This window comes from Actinoplanes oblitus (assembly GCF_030252345.1).
In the GTDB taxonomy this organism is placed as follows: domain Bacteria; phylum Actinomycetota; class Actinomycetes; order Mycobacteriales; family Micromonosporaceae; genus Actinoplanes; species Actinoplanes oblitus.
On record NZ_CP126980.1, the window covers coordinates 5,957,520 to 5,973,550 of the forward strand.

At 72.6% G+C, this 16,031-nt stretch carries 11 protein-coding genes; 7 read left to right on the forward strand and 4 right to left on the reverse strand.

Translation table 11 applies throughout. The annotated features are described in order from the left end of the window. Nucleotides 1-131 precede the first annotated feature (131 nt). From Actob_RS26960 to Actob_RS26970, 3 genes are all read left to right on the forward strand, one after another. Nucleotides 132-1,523, forward strand: a complete 1,392-nt coding sequence (locus Actob_RS26960; protein WP_284914622.1) for an MFS transporter — start codon at nt 132-134, stop codon at nt 1,521-1,523. 7 nt (nt 1,524-1,530) lie between these two features. Further along, complete coding sequence (locus Actob_RS26965; RefSeq protein ID WP_284914623.1) at nt 1,531-1,869, forward strand: cyclic-phosphate processing receiver domain-containing protein; 339 nt, start codon at nt 1,531-1,533, stop codon at nt 1,867-1,869. Between the two features lie 745 nt (nt 1,870-2,614). Next, entirely contained in the window at nt 2,615-2,758 is a 144-nt protein-coding gene (locus Actob_RS26970; protein WP_284914624.1) for a hypothetical protein, read from the forward strand. Between the two features lie 42 nt (nt 2,759-2,800). Here Actob_RS26970 and Actob_RS26975 read toward each other — a convergent pair whose 3' ends face one another. Continuing rightward, complete coding sequence (locus Actob_RS26975; RefSeq protein ID WP_284914625.1) at nt 2,801-3,460, reverse strand: VOC family protein; 660 nt, start codon at nt 3,458-3,460, stop codon at nt 2,801-2,803. A gap of 101 nt (nt 3,461-3,561) precedes the next feature. Here Actob_RS26975 and Actob_RS26980 point away from each other — a divergent pair, with 101 nt between their 5' ends. The 4 genes from Actob_RS26980 to Actob_RS26995 all read left to right on the forward strand — a co-directional run bounded on the left by Actob_RS26980 (nt 3,562) and on the right by Actob_RS26995 (nt 10,715). Next, nucleotides 3,562-4,275, forward strand: a complete 714-nt coding sequence (locus tag Actob_RS26980) for an RlpA-like double-psi beta-barrel domain-containing protein (protein WP_284914626.1) — start codon at nt 3,562-3,564, stop codon at nt 4,273-4,275. Between the two features lie 132 nt (nt 4,276-4,407). Further along, nucleotides 4,408-5,904: a hypothetical protein gene (locus Actob_RS26985; protein WP_284914627.1), complete on the forward strand. Its 1,497-nt coding sequence runs from the start codon at nt 4,408-4,410 to the stop codon at nt 5,902-5,904. Nucleotides 5,905-6,390: 486 nt separating this feature from the next. Further along, nucleotides 6,391-10,419 (forward strand): SpoIIE family protein phosphatase, encoded by a 4,029-nt coding sequence (locus Actob_RS26990; protein WP_284914628.1) that lies wholly within the window; start codon nt 6,391-6,393, stop codon nt 10,417-10,419. Beyond that, the gene (locus Actob_RS26995) at nt 10,416-10,715 is read left to right on the forward strand and encodes an STAS domain-containing protein (RefSeq protein ID WP_284914629.1); all 300 of its coding nucleotides are present in this window, start codon (nt 10,416-10,418) and stop codon (nt 10,713-10,715) included. Before Actob_RS26990 ends, Actob_RS26995 begins: the two co-directional genes overlap by 4 nt. A 110-nt stretch (nt 10,716-10,825) precedes the next feature. Here the strand turns inward: Actob_RS26995 and Actob_RS27000 are convergent, their stop codons facing one another. Genes Actob_RS27000 through Actob_RS27010 form a run of 3 tightly spaced genes read right to left on the reverse strand, consistent with a single transcriptional unit; the run spans nt 10,826 to nt 16,022 of the window. After that, the gene (locus Actob_RS27000; RefSeq protein ID WP_284914630.1) at nt 10,826-12,406 is read right to left on the reverse strand and encodes a TRAFAC clade GTPase domain-containing protein; all 1,581 of its coding nucleotides are present in this window, start codon (nt 12,404-12,406) and stop codon (nt 10,826-10,828) included. Next, nucleotides 12,406-14,820: a GTPase-associated protein 1-related protein gene (locus Actob_RS27005; protein WP_284914631.1), complete on the reverse strand. Its 2,415-nt coding sequence runs from the start codon at nt 14,818-14,820 to the stop codon at nt 12,406-12,408. Before Actob_RS27005 ends, Actob_RS27000 begins: the two co-directional genes overlap by 1 nt. Next, nucleotides 14,820-16,022: a TRAFAC clade GTPase domain-containing protein gene (locus Actob_RS27010; RefSeq protein ID WP_284914632.1), complete on the reverse strand. Its 1,203-nt coding sequence runs from the start codon at nt 16,020-16,022 to the stop codon at nt 14,820-14,822. The genes Actob_RS27005 and Actob_RS27010 overlap by 1 nt, the downstream gene beginning before the upstream one ends. Nucleotides 16,023-16,031 lie beyond the last annotated feature (9 nt).

A 16,031-nucleotide genomic window follows, 5' to 3' on the forward strand; every position in this document is an offset into this window, starting at 1 on the left:
CGTAACCAATTCTACGGCATGCCCGGGAGGCATCCCATGCCAGTGACCGTCGACGTCGTCCACTTCAGGCCCCCCATCGCTGGCGCCCGGGAGCGGCCGCAGCCGGGGCCCGCGGCGACAGTGCGCGGCGCATGATCACCGACAGCGCTGTGGCCGGGCCGCCCGGCACGCGGAACGGCCGGCTCGTCCTGGCGCTCGCCTGCGCCTGCCAGTTCATGGTCATCCTGGACGCGTCCATCGTGAACGTCGCGCTGCCCGCCGTCGATCGCGACCTGGGCTTCGCCGGCACCGGCCTGACCTGGGTGGTCGACGGTTACCTGCTCGCCTTCGCCGGGCTGATGCTGCCCGGTGGCCGCGCCGCCGACCTGTTCGGCCCGCGCCGGATGCTGACCACCGGCCTGCTGCTGTTCGCCGGCGCGAGCCTGGCGGGCGGGCTGGCCGCCACCCCGGCCGTCCTGGTGACGGCCCGCATCGCGCAGGGTGCCGGAGCCGCCCTGCTGGCCCCGGCCATCCTGGTCGTGATCAACACGCGCTTCCCCGCGGGGCACGCCCGGGCCCGGGCGTTCGGCGCCTGGTCCGCCGCCGGCGGGGTGGGTGGCCTGGCCGGCGCGTCGACCGGCGGCCTGCTGACCAGCGGGCTGTCCTGGCGCTGGGTGTTCCTGATCAACGTGCCGATCGGGGCGGCGCTGATCGCGCTGGCCCTGACCGCGCTGGCCGGTACCGCCGTCCGGCGGGAACCGCTCGACCTGATCGGCGCGCTCTGCGGCACGGCGGGCCTGGCCGCGCTCATCCACGGGGTGATGTCCGCCGCCGGCCACGGCTGGACGGCCCGCCCGGTCGCCGGGCCGATCGCGGCCGGCCTGCTCCTGCTGGGCCTGTTCGTCGTCGTCGAGGCGCGCGTCGCCACCCGTCCAGTCCTGCCCCTGCGGCTGCTGCGGATCCGCGGGGTGGCGGTCGGTGCCGTCCTGCTCCTGCTCTTCGGCACCGTCGCGATCGCCATGTGGTACTTCACCGCCCTGTTCCTCCAGGACGTGCTGGGCTACCGCCCGCTCGCCGCCGGCCTCAGCCAGACACCGGCCGCGCTGGCCTTCCCGCTCGTCGCCCGGCAGGCCGCCGGGCTGCTGCCCCGCCTCGGCTCCCGGGCCATGGTGCTGGCCGGCTGCGGCCTCTTCCTGGCCGGGTTCGGCTGGCTGTCCCGGGCCGGCACCGGGACCGGTTACCTCGCCGGCGCACTGGGCCCGACACTGTTGATCGCGGCCGGCATCGGGCTGGTCTTCCCGGCCCTGATGGCCACCGCCACTACCGGCGTCCCGGACGGCGACACCGGGATCGCCGGCGGGATCGCGGCCACCGCCCAGCAGGCCGGCGCGGCCATCGGCCTGGCGGCCCTGGCCACCGCCGCCGGGTCTGCCGCCCCCTCGGCGTACCACCGGGTCTTCCTCATCGCGGCCGGGGTGTCGGTGGTCATCGCGCTGGTGAGCCTGCTGCTGCCGGGCAGGCGCCGAGCGCGGGCCGCCCGATAATCGTCGGATGATGGTGTTGATCGACGACCTGCGGTCGTTCGCTGACGGCAGGACCGCCGAGGTCGCCCGGACCAGCGCGGCCGGCGTGGCCCTGCTCGACCGGCTCCGGGAGCAGCGGATCGACGAGCTGTGGCTGGACCACGACCTCGGCGACGACGACACGATCTGGCCGGTGGTGGCGGTGCTGGAACGGGCGGCCTTCGAGGAACGGCCCTTCGACATCGGGCTCATCCTGATCCACTCGGCGAACCCGGGCGGCGCGGCGAAGATGATCCAGTCGCTGCGCCGGTGGGCGTACCCGGTACGGCTGGCCACCGGCTCCGCCGCGGTCGGTTACCTGGGCTGATCGTGCCGGCCGCCAGGTTCCGTCTCTCGAATCATGGGCGCCGGTCGTTGAGCTGGTGTGGTGCTCCGACGAGGCAGGAATGGGCCGGCGGTGGTGGCGTGATCACCGGCAGGCCGTCCGCGACCTGCCGAGTCCAGTACACCACCACCCATTGTCGCGCGACAGCTGACGTGCGTACAGTTGTCGCATGCCATCCAGCACATCGGGGAACGCGCGGACAACGAAGGACACGGCCCGCACTCCGGCTGACAACCGCCCCGAGATACCGCGACCACGAGAAGCCACCCGGGACTACGACGGCCTGTACAAAGGAGCCGCACCACCGGATCCACCAAACCGTGGTATGGCCCGCCGGCGGCGGCTACCCCGGCTCCTTCCAGCGCGATCACCTGCGCCTGGAATACCACTCGGTGAACGTCCCCGACGACCTCGACCCGGACACGCTACTGCGCAGCCCCCCTGGCCCCGCTCGCCCTCTGGTCGAGCCGGCGCCCACCCGACGTAGCCGACCGGGTCGCCGACCGGATCGCTGAACTGACCAACCCCGAAGAACGACTCGTCCTGATCGACTTGAGCATGCTCGCCGAGCACACCATCGCAGCTCAAGTAGTCAACGCGTTGAGGAGCAAGAGTATGAAATTCAACCTGGCAGAAACCGAAACCGGCCGCGAGATCGCCCAGGAAAACCGAGAACGCGGACGCGAGGAGGGACGCGAGGAAGGACGGGAGCAAGGACTGCCGTTCGATGGAACTCTTCCTCCAGACCCGCTTCGGCGACTTCCCCGGCCTGGACGACCTGGCGCGAAAACTCGTGACCGACGACCACACGACAAACGTGGCACGCATCCTGAACGGCGCCTCCCTGGAGGAACTCCAGCAGTCCCGATGACCCACCATGCCAGCACGTGATCCGGGACCCAGCCTGGATCAGCTAGTGGATGAGGCAGAACGGGTGGCCGGCCGGGTCGGCGAAGACCTTGAAGTGCTCGGCGCCGGCGTCGAGGGAGCGCGCGCCCAGAGCGATCGCCCGGGCCTGCGCGACGGCCAGGTCGGTGGTGAGCAGGTCGAGGTGAGCCTGCTGGGGATGCGCCGGGTCCGGCCATCGCGGCGCCTGGTACCCGGTGACCTGCTGGAACCGGAGGATGGCGGGCACCTCACCGAGCAGCCCGGCATAGAAGCTGGCCAGCGCCCCGGCGTCGGGCGCGTCGACGGTCACCGTGAACGGGACGGTGGTGTCCGCGGCGCACAGGTCGAACGGGTGGCCGGCCGGGTCCACCAGGGTGATCGCCCCCGGCACGTCGGCGAGCAACCGGGCACCGAGGCGGATCGCCCGCTCGGCCGTCGCGCGCGGGTCGCCCAGCCGCAGGTCCAGGTGGAACTGCTGCGGCCGGTCCTGCCCCGGCCAGCGCGGCTGCACGTGATCGGGGGCACGCTGGAACTCGAACTCCTGCCCGCTCGGGTCGCGGATCCCGAACCGGTCGGCGTCCTGCCGCACCACGTCCCACCCGGTCAGCCCGGCATAGAAGGCCCCGACCGCGTCGATGTCCACCGCGTCGAAGATCACCAGGTCGAGCCGGGCCACCGCATCCATCGGTCCATCCTGCTCCTGGGCCGCCGTGCGGGTGACACCGCACCGGCGGTGATCGGCCGTTCCGGCGGTCCGGGCGCGGCGGGCTTGGCATGCTGGACGGGATGCGGGCCTGTCTGATTCTCGCCGTCGCGGCGCTGGCCGGCTGCGGCACGGCGCCGCCGCCCGTCCCGCCGGCGACGAGCGCCGCGTCACCGGTCCCGTCGGCCCCACCGGCCCCACCGGCGACGACGGCCGTCCCAGGCCGGACCGCGAGCACACCGGTCAGTCCGGGCACCCGGGTCAGCACCGGCTGGGAGATCACCGTCTACTACACGGCCGTCGAGCGGTTCCACACCGGCGAGCCGACCGAGGTCGTCGGCTGCCCGGAGCTGGAATGCGCGCACGGCAACACCCGGCTCGGCGCGTTCCCGGCCGACTTCGTCCAGGCGGTCAAGGACGAGGGGACCGGGCGGACCACCGCGGGGCAGTACCTGAACTGGTCCTATGACGTCGGCTTCTGGTTGGACTCGGCGCCGCGCGACACCGACGGGGACCGCCTGACGCCGTTCGTCTCGGCGGCCGCCGACCCGAACGTGCTGCCGCCCGGAACCCGGTTCGGCATCAGCGCCTGCGGCCGCCAGGACGACGGCTCGGCGCCACCGGCCGCGATCTGCGCCGCCCTGCGCGCGGCGGCCTGGGAGATCACCGACGAGTTCACCCCGGGGCTGGGCGGCTCGCACCACATCGACGCCTACATCGGCCCGGAGACCGGCCCCGGCTTCACCGACTCCCCCTGGTACCTCACGCTCACCGGCGCCCAGCTGACGATCGATTGAGAAGGACCGGAGACCCGCTTACGGTACGCCGTGAGCAGCCGTCCGCTGAAGGTGTCAATTCGAGGACCGCCCGGTATCTGCCGGGCGGGGAACCGCTCCGTACCTGGTAGCTACCAGCACAGAGGAGCGACCATGACCGAACTCGTTGACGCCCGCCTGGTGTCCGGCGCGAACCCGAACGCCGGGAGCGACGACGCCGCCAAGGGCACCCAGCAGGACATCTACTTCTTCACCTCGATCGAGGACTTCCCACCCGGGATCGGCGACCTGAGCCTCACCCACGACGACGCGCAGGGCTTCTACGACTACGTCAAGCAGTTCAACACGCCGAACGGCTGGTACCGGGACGGCAACGTCGGGCAGTGGATCTACGAGGAGACGTACGACAACTGGCAGGACGACTACGGTTTCGACGCCGCGAAGGTGGTCTACCACTCCGGGCACGGCGGGATGGCGAGCGACGGCGTCTTCTCCATCCCGGTCGGCAACGACTGGGGTGGCGACCATTGGACCAGCTCCACCGACATGCGGCTGGGCAACGAGTACGCCCGCTACGTCTTCTGGTCCACCTGCGAGTCGGTGCGGGTCAAGGCCGGGCACAGCCCGATGCGCACCTGGTCGGCCGCGAACCTCGGCCTGCGGATGATCTTCGGGTACGAGACGACCAGCGTGGACAACGGCAACTACGGCCGGTTCCTGTGGGAGGAGTGGAACAAGAACAACAAGTCGTTCAGCACCGCGTTCCTGGACGCCTCCTGGCGGATCAGCCACCACCAGGAGCCGGCCGTGACCGCGTGCGGCGCGACCCAGGCCGAGGCCACCGACCGGCTGTTCAACGAGCGCCTGTTCGACGCCGGCCGGGCGAACACGTCCTGGTGGTGGTGGCGCTGGTACGACATGACCACGCTGCGCGCCCGCACCCTGGACGTGCCGACCGGCACCAGGTCGGCGAAGCTGGGGCCGGCCGGGGCGCACGACCTGGCCGCCGCCTGGACCGACCGGTTCGGCGGCTCGGCCAAGGTGGTGCTCGGCGCCAACGGCGCCCGGGAGATCACCCTGGCCGCGCCGGCGGACACCGACCGGGAGCTCACCGACGACGAGGCGGTGGCGGTGGCTCGCCGGGCCATCGAGCAGTACCGGCTCGCCGAGCACGCCGACCTGGCGGTCGACCACATCCGTTACGACAGGCACGCCGGCGGCTCCGCGTCCGAGCAGGTCGCGCCGCGGATCCGGGAGCGTTCGGTGGGCTTCGTCCAGTTGATCGACGGGACCCCGGTGGTCAGCCCGGACCGGGGCCGGCTGCAGGTGCGGGTGGACAACGAACGCACCGTGACGGGCGTCGTCGACTCCACCCGGCCGGTCGCCGACCTGCGCGACGCACCGGCCGCCCCGCCCGGCGGCACCGGCCGGGACGTCGAGGAGCTGTTCGGCGCGGCGCTGCAGCGACGGCTGCGCCGGGCCGCGTCGAGCGGACGGGTGCCGAGCGCGGTCCGCCCGGTGCCGGAGTCGTCGGAGGTCGGTTACGCGGTCCGCGGCGACAACGCGGTGCTGGTGGCGCGCCGGGAGGTCGAGGTCGACTTCGGCGGCGGGCTGAGCAAGCGCTACGTCCTCGAGGAGCCGATCTCCTGACCTGATCAGTCGGGCACGTCGACGGGTTCGACGATGTCCCCGGTGTCGGGCATGCCGGTTCTCACGATGCCCTCGGTGCCGGTCCGGTGCCACCCGCGGTGGTCGCGGAACCGGATCGGCACCCCGCCGTGCGGGGCGGCTGCTCATGGCGTACCGGAAATCGCACCGAGCCGGACCGGCAGCGGTCCGCGAGCTGCCGGACGGGTCGGGTTCGGTGATGCCCAGCGGCGGAACGTCGCGGACGCCACATCGATAGGATCGGTCCGTGCGCGGTCGCGCACGTCGACGGTGGCGCGCCGCACGGTTCGGCCGGCCGCCGGCGGGGGTATGAGGACGCCATGCAGCGGCACGGGCTCACGTGATCACGCCGGAAGCGGTCACCCGTGCGATGGACCGGATCGAGGCCAGGGTGATCGCGGAACGGGATGTCGTGGTGTCCCCACGACGGGTCGCCCGCGGCACGACGGGTAGGGGGAGACAGCAGAGGTGAGCGACGTCTTCGCCGCGGACGCCGAAGTCGGACGGGATCTCGCCGCGGTCGATTGGGCCCGCACCCCGGTCGGAGCACCTGACGAGTGGCCGCAGAGCCTGCGGACCGCTGTCAGCATTCTGCTGTCGTCGCGGTTCCCGATGTGGATGGCGTGGGGTCCCGAGCTGACTTTCTTCTGCAACGCCGCCTATCGCCGGGACACGCTGGGCCGCAAGTACCCGTGGGCGCTGGGCCGGCCGGCCAGCCAGGTGTGGGCGGAGATCTGGGGCGACATCGGCCCGCGCATCCAGAACGTGCTGGACACCGGCCACGCCACCTGGGATGCCAGCCTGCTGCTGTTCCTGGAGCGCTCCGGCTACCCGGAGGAGAGCTACCACACCTTCTCCTACAGCCCGCTGCACGACGACGACGGCGTGCTGGCCGGTTTCCTCTGCGTGGTCAGCGAGGACACCGACCGGGTGATCGCCGAGCGGCGGATGGCGACGTTGCGTGACCTCGGCTCGGACCCGAGCGTGATCCGCACCGAGCACGAGACCCTGGCTTTCGCCAGCCAGCAGCTGGAGCGGAACCTGCGCGACCTGCCGTTCACCCTGACCTACCTGTACGACGAGGACGGCCGCCCGCAGCTGCGCTCGGTGTCCGGCATCGCGGCGGACCACCCGGCGGCGCTCGCGATCGGCCAGGCGGCACCGGAGCCGGGCCTGCTCACCCTCGATCACCCGGACCTGCCGGCCGGCGACTGGGCCGACCCGCCCCGGCAGGCGCTGCTGGTGCCGTTGGTGCGGCAGGGCGACGCGCCGTACGGCTTCTTCGTCGCCGCCCTGAACCGCTACCGCCCGGCCGACGACGCCTACCGGGGTTTCGTCGAGCTGGCCGCCGGTCACGTGGCCGCCGGGATCGCCGGTGCCCGCAGTTACCAGGCGCAGCAGCGGCGCGCCGAGGAGCTGGCCGAGCTGGACCGGGCGAAGACCACGTTCTTCTCCAACATCAGCCACGAGTTCCGCACCCCGCTCACCCTGATCATGGGGCCGCTGGACGAGCTGCGGAGCCGGCTTGCCGGCGCCGACCAGCAGATCCTCGACGAGCTGGACGTGATGCACCGCAACGGGCTGCGGCTCGGCAAGCTGGTCAACGCGCTGCTCGACTTCTCCCGCCTGGAAGCCGGCCGGATGCGGGCGCACTTCGAGGCGGTCGACCTGTCCGCCACCACCGCCGAGCTGGCCAGTGTCTTCCGCTCGGCGATCGAGCGGGCCGGCCTGATCTTCGAGGTGGACTGCCCGCCGCTGCCCGAGCCGGTGCTGGTCGACCGGGGCATGTGGGAGAAGGTGGTCCTCAACCTGCTCAGCAACGCGCTGAAGTTCACCTTCGAGGGTGCCATCCGGATCACCGTGCGCGCCTCGGCGGACCACCGGGCGGTGATCACCGTCGCCGACACCGGCATCGGGGTGGCGCCGGAGGAGATGCCCAGGCTGTTCGAGCGCTTCCACCGCATCGACAACGCCCGGTCCCGCTCGCACGAGGGCAGCGGCATCGGGCTGGCCCTGGTCAAGGAGCTGGTCAGCCTGCACGACGGCACGATCACCGCGGACAGCACGCCGGACAAGGGCACCACGTTCACCGTGCGGCTGCCGTTCGGCTCCGGCGCGGTGGTGGAGCCCGGCGCGGCGACCGCTGTCTCGGCCACCGCCGAGCCGTTCCTGCAGGAGGCGAACCGCTGGCTGCCCGGCGACCCGCCCCTGGAGGCACCCGTCCCGAGCGGGGCCGGCGGTGCCGCGGCCGACGTCGTGGTGGCCGACGACAACGCCGACATGCGGGACTACCTGGGCCGGCTGCTGCGCTCGGCGGGCCACCGGGTCACCGCCGTCGCCGACGGCCGGGCCGCCCTCGACGCGATCCGCGCCGAGGCGCCGGACCTGGTGGTCAGCGACGTGATGATGCCCCGGATGGGCGGCCTGGAGCTGGTCACGGCGCTGCGCGCGGAGAGCCGTACGGCGGGCGTCCCGGTACTGCTGCTCTCCGCCCGGGCCGGCGAGGAGGCGTCCATCGAGGGTCTCGAGGCCGGCGCCGACGACTACCTGTTCAAGCCGTTCTCGGCGGCCGAGCTGCTGGCCCGGGTGCGCGCCAACATCGAACTGGCCCGGCTGCGCAACCACCACTCCCGGTGGCGGACCGCGCTCGTCGACTCGTTGCAGGAGGCGTTCTTCGTCTGCGACGAGGACGGGGCGGTCATCGAGATCAACACCGCCTTCACCGACAAGCTCGGCTTCGGCCCGGAGGGTCTGCCCTACGCCCCGGTGCATCCGTGGTGGCCCGACCCGGTCACCGACGCGGACGCGTACGCGCAGGTCCAGGAGTCGTTCGAGCTGCTCCTGCAACAGCGCCACGGCGACTACACCATCCCGGTACGGCACCGGGACGGTCACACCCTGTGGGTGGCGGCCGCGTTCAACCACGTGCGCGACCCGGAGAGCGGGCGCGGGGTGATCGTCGGGACCTTCCGTGACGTCACCGACGAGCACTACGCGATTCAGCGGGAGACCGCCCTGGCGTCGCTGAGCGTGCGGCTCTCCGCGGCGGACCACCTGACCGACGCGGTGACCGGGGCGCTCGACCAGCTGCGGGAACTGTGGCAGGCGTCGTACGTGCTGGCCGCGGTCTTCGGTGAGGCCGACGAACCCACCGTGACCAGCACCGACCCGGACCTGACCTGGGCCGGCCTGCCGCAGGACCGGCTGCTGAACCTGAAGGACAAGCCGCTGCTCACCCCGGTCACCGAGGACAACTCGGGTGCCGGGATCACCCTGGAGCACCCGCGGGGCACGATGGTCGTCTGGGTCCAGCTGAGCCGGCGCCGGCCGTTCACCGAGCAGGACCAGACGCTGCTCGCGCTGCTCGCCGGGCACCTGGCCCAGGGGCTGCGCCGGGTGCACCAGATCGACCAGCAGCGGGAGACCGCCCTGGCGCTGCAACGTGCCATCCTCGGCCCGGCCCAGCTGCCGGCCGGGTTCGCGGTCCGCTACGAGCCGGCCACCCGCCCGCTCAAGGTGGGCGGCGACTGGTACGACACCATCCCGCTGCCGGACGGCCGGATCGGTCTCGTGGTCGGCGACTGCGTCGGGCACGGCCTGCAGGCGGCCACCGTGATGGGCCAGCTACGCTCCGCCTGCCGTGCCCTGCTGCTGCAGAACGGCAGCCCGGCGCAGACCCTCACCGCGCTCGACCGGTTCGCCGCTCTGCTGCCCGGGGCCAGTTGCGCCACAGTGTTCTGCGGCGTGCTCGACCCGGCCAGCGGTCACCTGCGCTACTCGGCCGCCGCGCACCCGCCACCGATCGTGGCGCTCGCCGACGGCACCATCCACCTGCTCGACCAGGGCCGGTCCCGGCCGATCGCGATCCGTCCGGACCAGCCCCGGCACGAGGCCGAATACGATCTGCCGCCGCGGACCACGCTGCTGCTCTACACCGACGGCCTGGTGGAACGCCGCCGGCAGCCGCTGACCACCGGGATCGAGCGGGCGGCCGAGGCGGTCCAGCTGGGGCGGCGTACCCCGATCGAGGATCTGGCCACCGAGGTGATGGAACGCCTCGCCCCGGCCGGTGGCTTCGACGACGACGTGGCGCTGCTGCTCTACCGCCAGCCCGGCCCGTTGGAGATCGAGTTCCCGGCCGAGTCGTCCCGGCTCGCCTCGATCCGCACGGCGCTGCGCGGCTGGCTGGACCGCTGCGGGGTGGACGGGGTGACAGCGCAGAACGTCCTGGTGGCGGCCGGCGAGGCGTGCGCCAACGCGATCGAGCACGGGCACCGCGACCTGGCCGGTGGACTGATCAGGTTGCGTGCCGCGGCGACCGCCGACGCGCTGCGGCTGATCGTCACGGACACCGGCCGCTGGCGGCTCCCCCAACCGGACGACAGTCCGCACCGCGGGCGCGGCATCATGCTGATGCGGGCATTCATGGGTGAGGTCACCATCACCACCGGAGCCGCCGGGACCATCATCGACATGCAGACGAGGATCGCGTCATGACCACCGCGCTCACGCTGACCACGGGCCAGGACGCTGCCGGTGCACTCGTGCTCACGGCGGTCGGGGAGATCGACATGAGCAACGCGGAGACGTTCGCGGCGGCGCTCGGCGAGGCGGTCACCGACGACGGCCGGCCGGTGCTGGTCGATCTCACGGCGGTGGAGTACCTGGACAGCGCCGGTCTCGCCACGCTCTTCCAGCACGCCGGGCGGATCGAGGTGGTCACCGGTCCGCTGCTGGCGCCGCTGCTGACCGTTTCCGGTCTCGGCGACCTCACCACGGTCCGCGGTAGCTAGCCCGGCTCAGAACCTGCGATACACCAGGAAGCCGGCGAACAGGACGACCAGCAGGCCGAGCAGGGCCCAGACCACGAGGAGGGCGAGTCGCCAGCGCCGGTACACGTCGTTCACAGCCGCACCTTCCGTTCGGCGAGCAGCCATTTCACGAACGTCTCGACGCTCGGCGACACCGCGGGCTGGTCCAGGCGCGCGTCGGTGAGGAAGTAGCGGGCGCTGTGGAACTCGTGGCCGATCGCGCGCACCAGGTTGCCCTGTTCCAGCGGGCCGGCCAGCCAGTCGCGGATGGAGTCGTTGGCTCCGACCCGCGCCGCCTTGATCTGCTCCTCGATGAGGTCCGCCTTGGTCACCACCACGGCGACGCGGGCCTTCTCCGTCTCGGCGCGCATGCCGTGCAGCGCCGGCACGGTGCCCTCGAAGACCGACATCGGTGAGGTGGCCGCCCGCATCGGCTCCAGTGCACGACGCTGCTCCTCGCCGAGGGACTCCCACAGCTTCGGTATCGACAGGGGGTCGACGACGAACACGATCACCGGCCGGTCCTCCCGCCGGCGCAGGTAGGCCAACTCCTGGACCCGGTTCGTGCTCCGGAACCGCTCGCCGGCCGCGTCGAACATCTTGAGGTGCCGGGTCGCCGACGCCGTTCTCAGCGTCAAGGCGATCCCCGGTTGCGGCGTCACCGGGGTCTTGGTCACCCTGGTCCCGCGCTTGCGGATGTCGTGGACCTGCCGGTACCAGGCACGGGCGTACTCGTCGGACGCCTCCACCGTGCCGCCGGAACGGGACAGCACGGCTTCGGCGGCGAGCGTCACCGCCGCCAGCAACTGGGTCTTGCCGGCCACGGTCGCCCCGAATACCGGCAGGACCACCTCCGGCGCGTGGCCCGCCGACTCCTCCAGGTCCTGATCGCACGACGGGCAGACGGCCTGGAGCCGGTGGCTGCCGAGCATCAGCAGGGTCGGCAGCCGCATGCCGCACCGGCAGATCCGGTGCAGCATGCCGAACCGTCCGGGGCGGATGTCGCGATGCAGGGCCGGACATTCCGAGCACCGGTAGCCCGGGTACGGCACGTGGCAGTAGCAATGCGGGCAGGTGATCCGGATGCCGCGGATCAGCAGCAGCGCCGAGTCGGCGCCGCGCAGCGTGTAGATGACCACGATGCCGCCCACCCACAGCAGGCCCATCAGCGCCGCCTGGGCCAGGAGAGTCACCACCACGAGCAGGTCGGCGACGAGGAACCCGAGTGCCCCGCCGGCGACCAGCGCCATCCCCTTGATCACGTTGCGGCGGCCGGCCGCGCTCTCGTCCTGCGGGGTGTGGAAATGCAGTTTGGCCACGCGACCGAACTCCACCTTGATCGCGTCCTGCTGGTTGCGCAGGGCGACCGCGACCGTGTGTGTCACGTCGCGCCAGGCCTGCCCGAACAGGTACTGCGTGTACGCCGGCTCGCCGAGTCCCTCGACCGGGCGGCGGGCCGGCAGCGGCTCGGGGTTCGCGCCGAAGCCCAGGCCGGCGGTGACTCCGGAGGTGTAGGCGACGGCTGCCGTCCCGGCCTGCCACACCGCGTTGATGACCACCACGAACGGGAAGGCCAGGATCCAGCCGGCGATCCACCAGTAGTTCGGGTCGTCCTGCGTGGTGATGTAGGTGTAGTACTGATGCGGCCGTTTGCGGCCCATCGGCGAGGACATCAGAACGACCGCCTTCGCGATCCGGACGGGTCGGGCGCCTGCGGCCGGCGCCGCAGCAGGCGGTCCAGCAACCGTGGCGGTGCCTGCTGGAACCAGTGCCGGGCGAACCCGCTCGGCTCACTCTTGCCGTTGGCCGCGAGCATCTGCACGAGCCGCTGCTGCTGGCGGGCATCCCACCGCCCGAGGGTGCGCCGCAGCACCCGGTCGAGCTCGATCGAGGCGTCACCGACCTGCGGGGACGGCCTCAGCCTGGCCAACTGGTCCAGGGTTCGCAGCGCGGTCGCCGCGGCCGCGAGGTCACCCCGGTCCTTGCGGAGCGACTCGGCGAGCCCGGCGCAATAGGCGCGGCGCAACGCGGGCCGCACGATGATCAGCTCGGCACGTGCCACGACCGACCTGTCGCCGACCTTGATCAGCAGCAACGCGTCGGCCAGCTCCCGTTCCGCCTCGTTGAGGCGGCCGAACCACTCGCGCAGGTCGGCGCGCACCGCCGCGCGCTGGGCGCCGCGGGCGCCGCGGAGGCGTCCGGGCCACTCGTCGGCGTCCGCCACCAGGCCGATCCGCAGCTCCGCCGGCCGGCTCACCCGGGTGCCGGAGAGCCGCAGGCAGAGGTCGGCGTAGTCGGTCAGCTCGGCGGTGGCGGGCCAGGCCAGCACGGTCTGTTCCAGTTCGTCCAGCACCGGCGGCACCAGCGCCCGGTCGCCGAGCACCGACAGGATCCGCAGGGCGAGCCCGGCCGGCCAGGGGCCGGTGGGCAGCAGCATCGCCAGCAGACGCTCGTCGATGCCGGCGCCGGCGGAGCGCAGCGCAGCGACCGGGTCCAGGCGTCCGGTGCGCACCGCCACCACGGCGAGGGCCTGCTGGACGGCCGGGCCGCTGTCGTCGAGTTCCGGCCGCAACCGGTCGGCGAGGCCGGCGCCGAACGCGGTGACCATCCGATCGAGCTCGGCCAGGCCCACCTCGTCGAGGTAGGCGACGACGCCGGCGCGTACCCGTGGAGCGGTGCTCAGCACCTGGTCCACGGCCGGGTCGTCGCCCGCGGTCAACAGGGCCGGGCCGATCTGGCGGCCGGCTCGGAAGAGCACCTCGCCCGGCAGCCGGATGCCGGCGGAGCCGGCCCATCGCAGTGCGGCGAGCGCCGCGGGCGCCGGGAGGCCCGGCAGCGACGCGGCGAGCGCCGTCTCCGCATACCGGCGAGCCGATGCGGTCCGGATCGGGACGGCCGGCGCCGCGGGCGAGGCCGCGGCGTCCCGGACCCGCGCGAGGAATCCCTCGACGATGGCTGACTCCACGCGCTCCAGCAGTCCCGGCAGGTCGGCTTGGTCAGCGGCGCGGGCCAGGAATCCGAGGCTGGTCACGGCGTCGTCGCCGGCGGTGGCGGCCAATGCGGCCAGCACCCGGTCGGCGATCCGTTCGACCGGCCGGGGGTCGAGGCGAGCGGCGTGCTCGGCGAGCCAGGGCGCGACCTCGTCACCGAACCCGGTCGCGGCGGAGGCCTCCGGCGAGTACGCCAGCAGCGCCGCCGCGAACACCGGCAGCCAGTCGTCGAGGGACTCCTCGGCGCCGGTGGCCAACTGCTCGGCCTGGCCCCAGGCCCGCCGCGCGGAGACGATGCCGAGCTCGCCGAGCAGCACGGCGAGCCGCGGGACCGGGACGTCGCTCATCCGTTCCTCGTCGCTGTCGAAGACGTGGTGTGCCGAGACGTCGGAGCCCACCACCTCGTCGCTGGAGGTGCCCACGACGTGGACCGTGCTGTACCGGACGTCCTGCTGGTAGGTCGCGAACGACATCCGGTACGCCGTGGCCGGCGGCAGCAGGCGGCTGAGCAGCCCGAGCCAGCCGGCCACGTCGTCGGAGTCCGGTGCGACGATCACCAGTTTGCGCTGCTCGTGGTGCACCGCGTCGGCGGCCGCGGCGATCAGCGCGGGCAGCAGGCGTTGGCGCCCGGAGCGGCCGGCGAGGAACCGGTGCAGGGCGTCGTCGTCGAGCGGGCCGGCCGCCGGTGGCGCCGGCAACGCGGCGAGCCGCGTGGTGCCGGCCGGGGTGGCCGTCCAGCACGGCGCGCGCCACAGGTCGATCGGCAGCAACCCGCCGAGGTCGGCCCGGAGGTCGCCGGTGACCAGGGTGTGCGCGAAGAAGTTGCCGGGGCGCCGCGAGTAGTCCACGCCGGTGTAGACCACGTTGGCGATCAGCGCCGGCGGTCCCGGCCGGAAGCAGAGGTTGCGGGGTGCGCTCCGGACCGCCTCCGCGTCGGACAGCAGGGTGATCCCCCGCGGCGGCCGGTACGTGGTCAGCGCCTCGGCGTCGCGCATCACCTCCGCGGTGACACCGGGACTGACCGCGTTGTACTGGAAGCCGGGTGCCCCGGCCAACCCGGTCAGGCACGAGGTGTAGTACAGCTGCCCGAACGCCATCACCGCTCCTGGGCCTTCTTCTTGGAGATCGTGCCGAACTGCTGGAGCAGCCAGAGGAACGGGTCCTGCACCCGGCGCGACTGGACGCCGTAGCCGGAGACCCGGGTGCCCTTGTCGTCGCGGACCGGGCTGCTGCCCAGCGCGGTGACGCCGAAGAACCGGAAGGTCTCGTAGTTGCGGGCCAGCACCGTCTCCATGCCGCTGCCGTGCCAGTGCGCCAGCAGGCCGCGGACCTCCCGGTCGACCGCCGCGCTGTCCGCCTCGTCGAAGAGCGGCTCCCGGTCCGGGCTGTCGCGGAGCAGCACGCTGTCCTCCGGCAGGGTGCCGTCGAGCGCGTCCAGTTTGGAGAACACGACAGCGATCGGTTTGCCGATCAGCCCGCGGCGCCCGGTCCGCAACGCCCCGTGCAGCAGCTCGGTGATCCGCGCTAGGACGTTGGCCGGGTTGTCCGGTGCCCGGGGCTCGGTCGGCAGCTGCGCGCCCGGCTCGGCCAGTGACCGCGCGGCGCGCATCTGCAGCGGATCGAGCATGAGCACGATGCCGTCGGCCGCGGTGAGGTAGCGGACGTTGCGCTCGACGCTCTCCTTGGTCCGCAGATCCTCGCCGGCCGTGTCGAAGAACGAGAACAGGCTGCGATCGAGCCGCTCGACGCCCCACTTGCGCTGGGTGAGGGAGATGCCGAAGACGAACGGTCGGCGGTTGAGGTCGGCGCGGGCCGGGGCGGTCGCCTCCACCAGTACGCCCTGGTCGTAGAGCCGTTTCTCGTACTCCTCCTGGAACATGTCCTTGGTGTGATCGTCCGCGCCCATCACGGACAGCCCGAACTGCTCGCCGACCCGGTTCTGCAGCTCGTGCAGCAGCACGGTCATGTAGACGGTCTTGCCGCTCTCCTTCGCGCCGACCAGCGCGATCAGCCGGGTGTCCGCCTCGCCGAAGAGGGCCGGCAACTCGTTGTGGCAACGCCCGCAGATCCGCTGGAAGCTCACCTCGCCGCACTGCGGGCAGGCCGGATGGCCCCGCCGGCGCCCCCGGGCGCTGAACGCGGGGAACTTGGGCGTGGTGTCGCCGGTGTACGCGGCCAGCAGTGGATCGATCGCTGTCTCGCATCGCTGGCCGCCACGGCCGATCCGGCCGGAGCAGCGATACATGACCGACTGCGCGGGCAGCTCGTGATAGCAGTACGGGCAGTACGGAGTCCGCATGGCCGCCGC

What these genes read in the sequence shown, in the direction of transcription:
- Actob_RS26975 (WP_284914625.1), bottom strand. Translation starts at nt 3,460, where the DNA reads ATGGATGCGGTGGCCCGGCTCGACCTGGTGATCTTCGACGCGGTGGAC.
- Actob_RS27000 (WP_284914630.1), bottom strand. Translation starts at nt 12,406, where the DNA reads ATGTCCTCGCCGATGGGCCGCAAACGGCCGCATCAGTACTACACCTAC.
- Actob_RS26995 (WP_284914629.1), top strand. Translation starts at nt 10,416, where the DNA reads ATGACCACCGCGCTCACGCTGACCACGGGCCAGGACGCTGCCGGTGCA.
- Actob_RS26965 (WP_284914623.1), top strand. Translation starts at nt 1,531, where the DNA reads ATGATGGTGTTGATCGACGACCTGCGGTCGTTCGCTGACGGCAGGACC.
- Actob_RS26970 (WP_284914624.1), top strand. Translation starts at nt 2,615, where the DNA reads ATGGAACTCTTCCTCCAGACCCGCTTCGGCGACTTCCCCGGCCTGGAC.
- Actob_RS26960 (WP_284914622.1), top strand. Translation starts at nt 132, where the DNA reads ATGATCACCGACAGCGCTGTGGCCGGGCCGCCCGGCACGCGGAACGGC.
- Actob_RS27005 (WP_284914631.1), bottom strand. Translation starts at nt 14,820, where the DNA reads ATGGCGTTCGGGCAGCTGTACTACACCTCGTGCCTGACCGGGTTGGCC.
- Actob_RS26980 (WP_284914626.1), top strand. Translation starts at nt 3,562, where the DNA reads ATGCGGGCCTGTCTGATTCTCGCCGTCGCGGCGCTGGCCGGCTGCGGC.
- Actob_RS26985 (WP_284914627.1), top strand. Translation starts at nt 4,408, where the DNA reads ATGACCGAACTCGTTGACGCCCGCCTGGTGTCCGGCGCGAACCCGAAC.
- Actob_RS27010 (WP_284914632.1), bottom strand. Translation starts at nt 16,022, where the DNA reads ATGCGGACTCCGTACTGCCCGTACTGCTATCACGAGCTGCCCGCGCAG.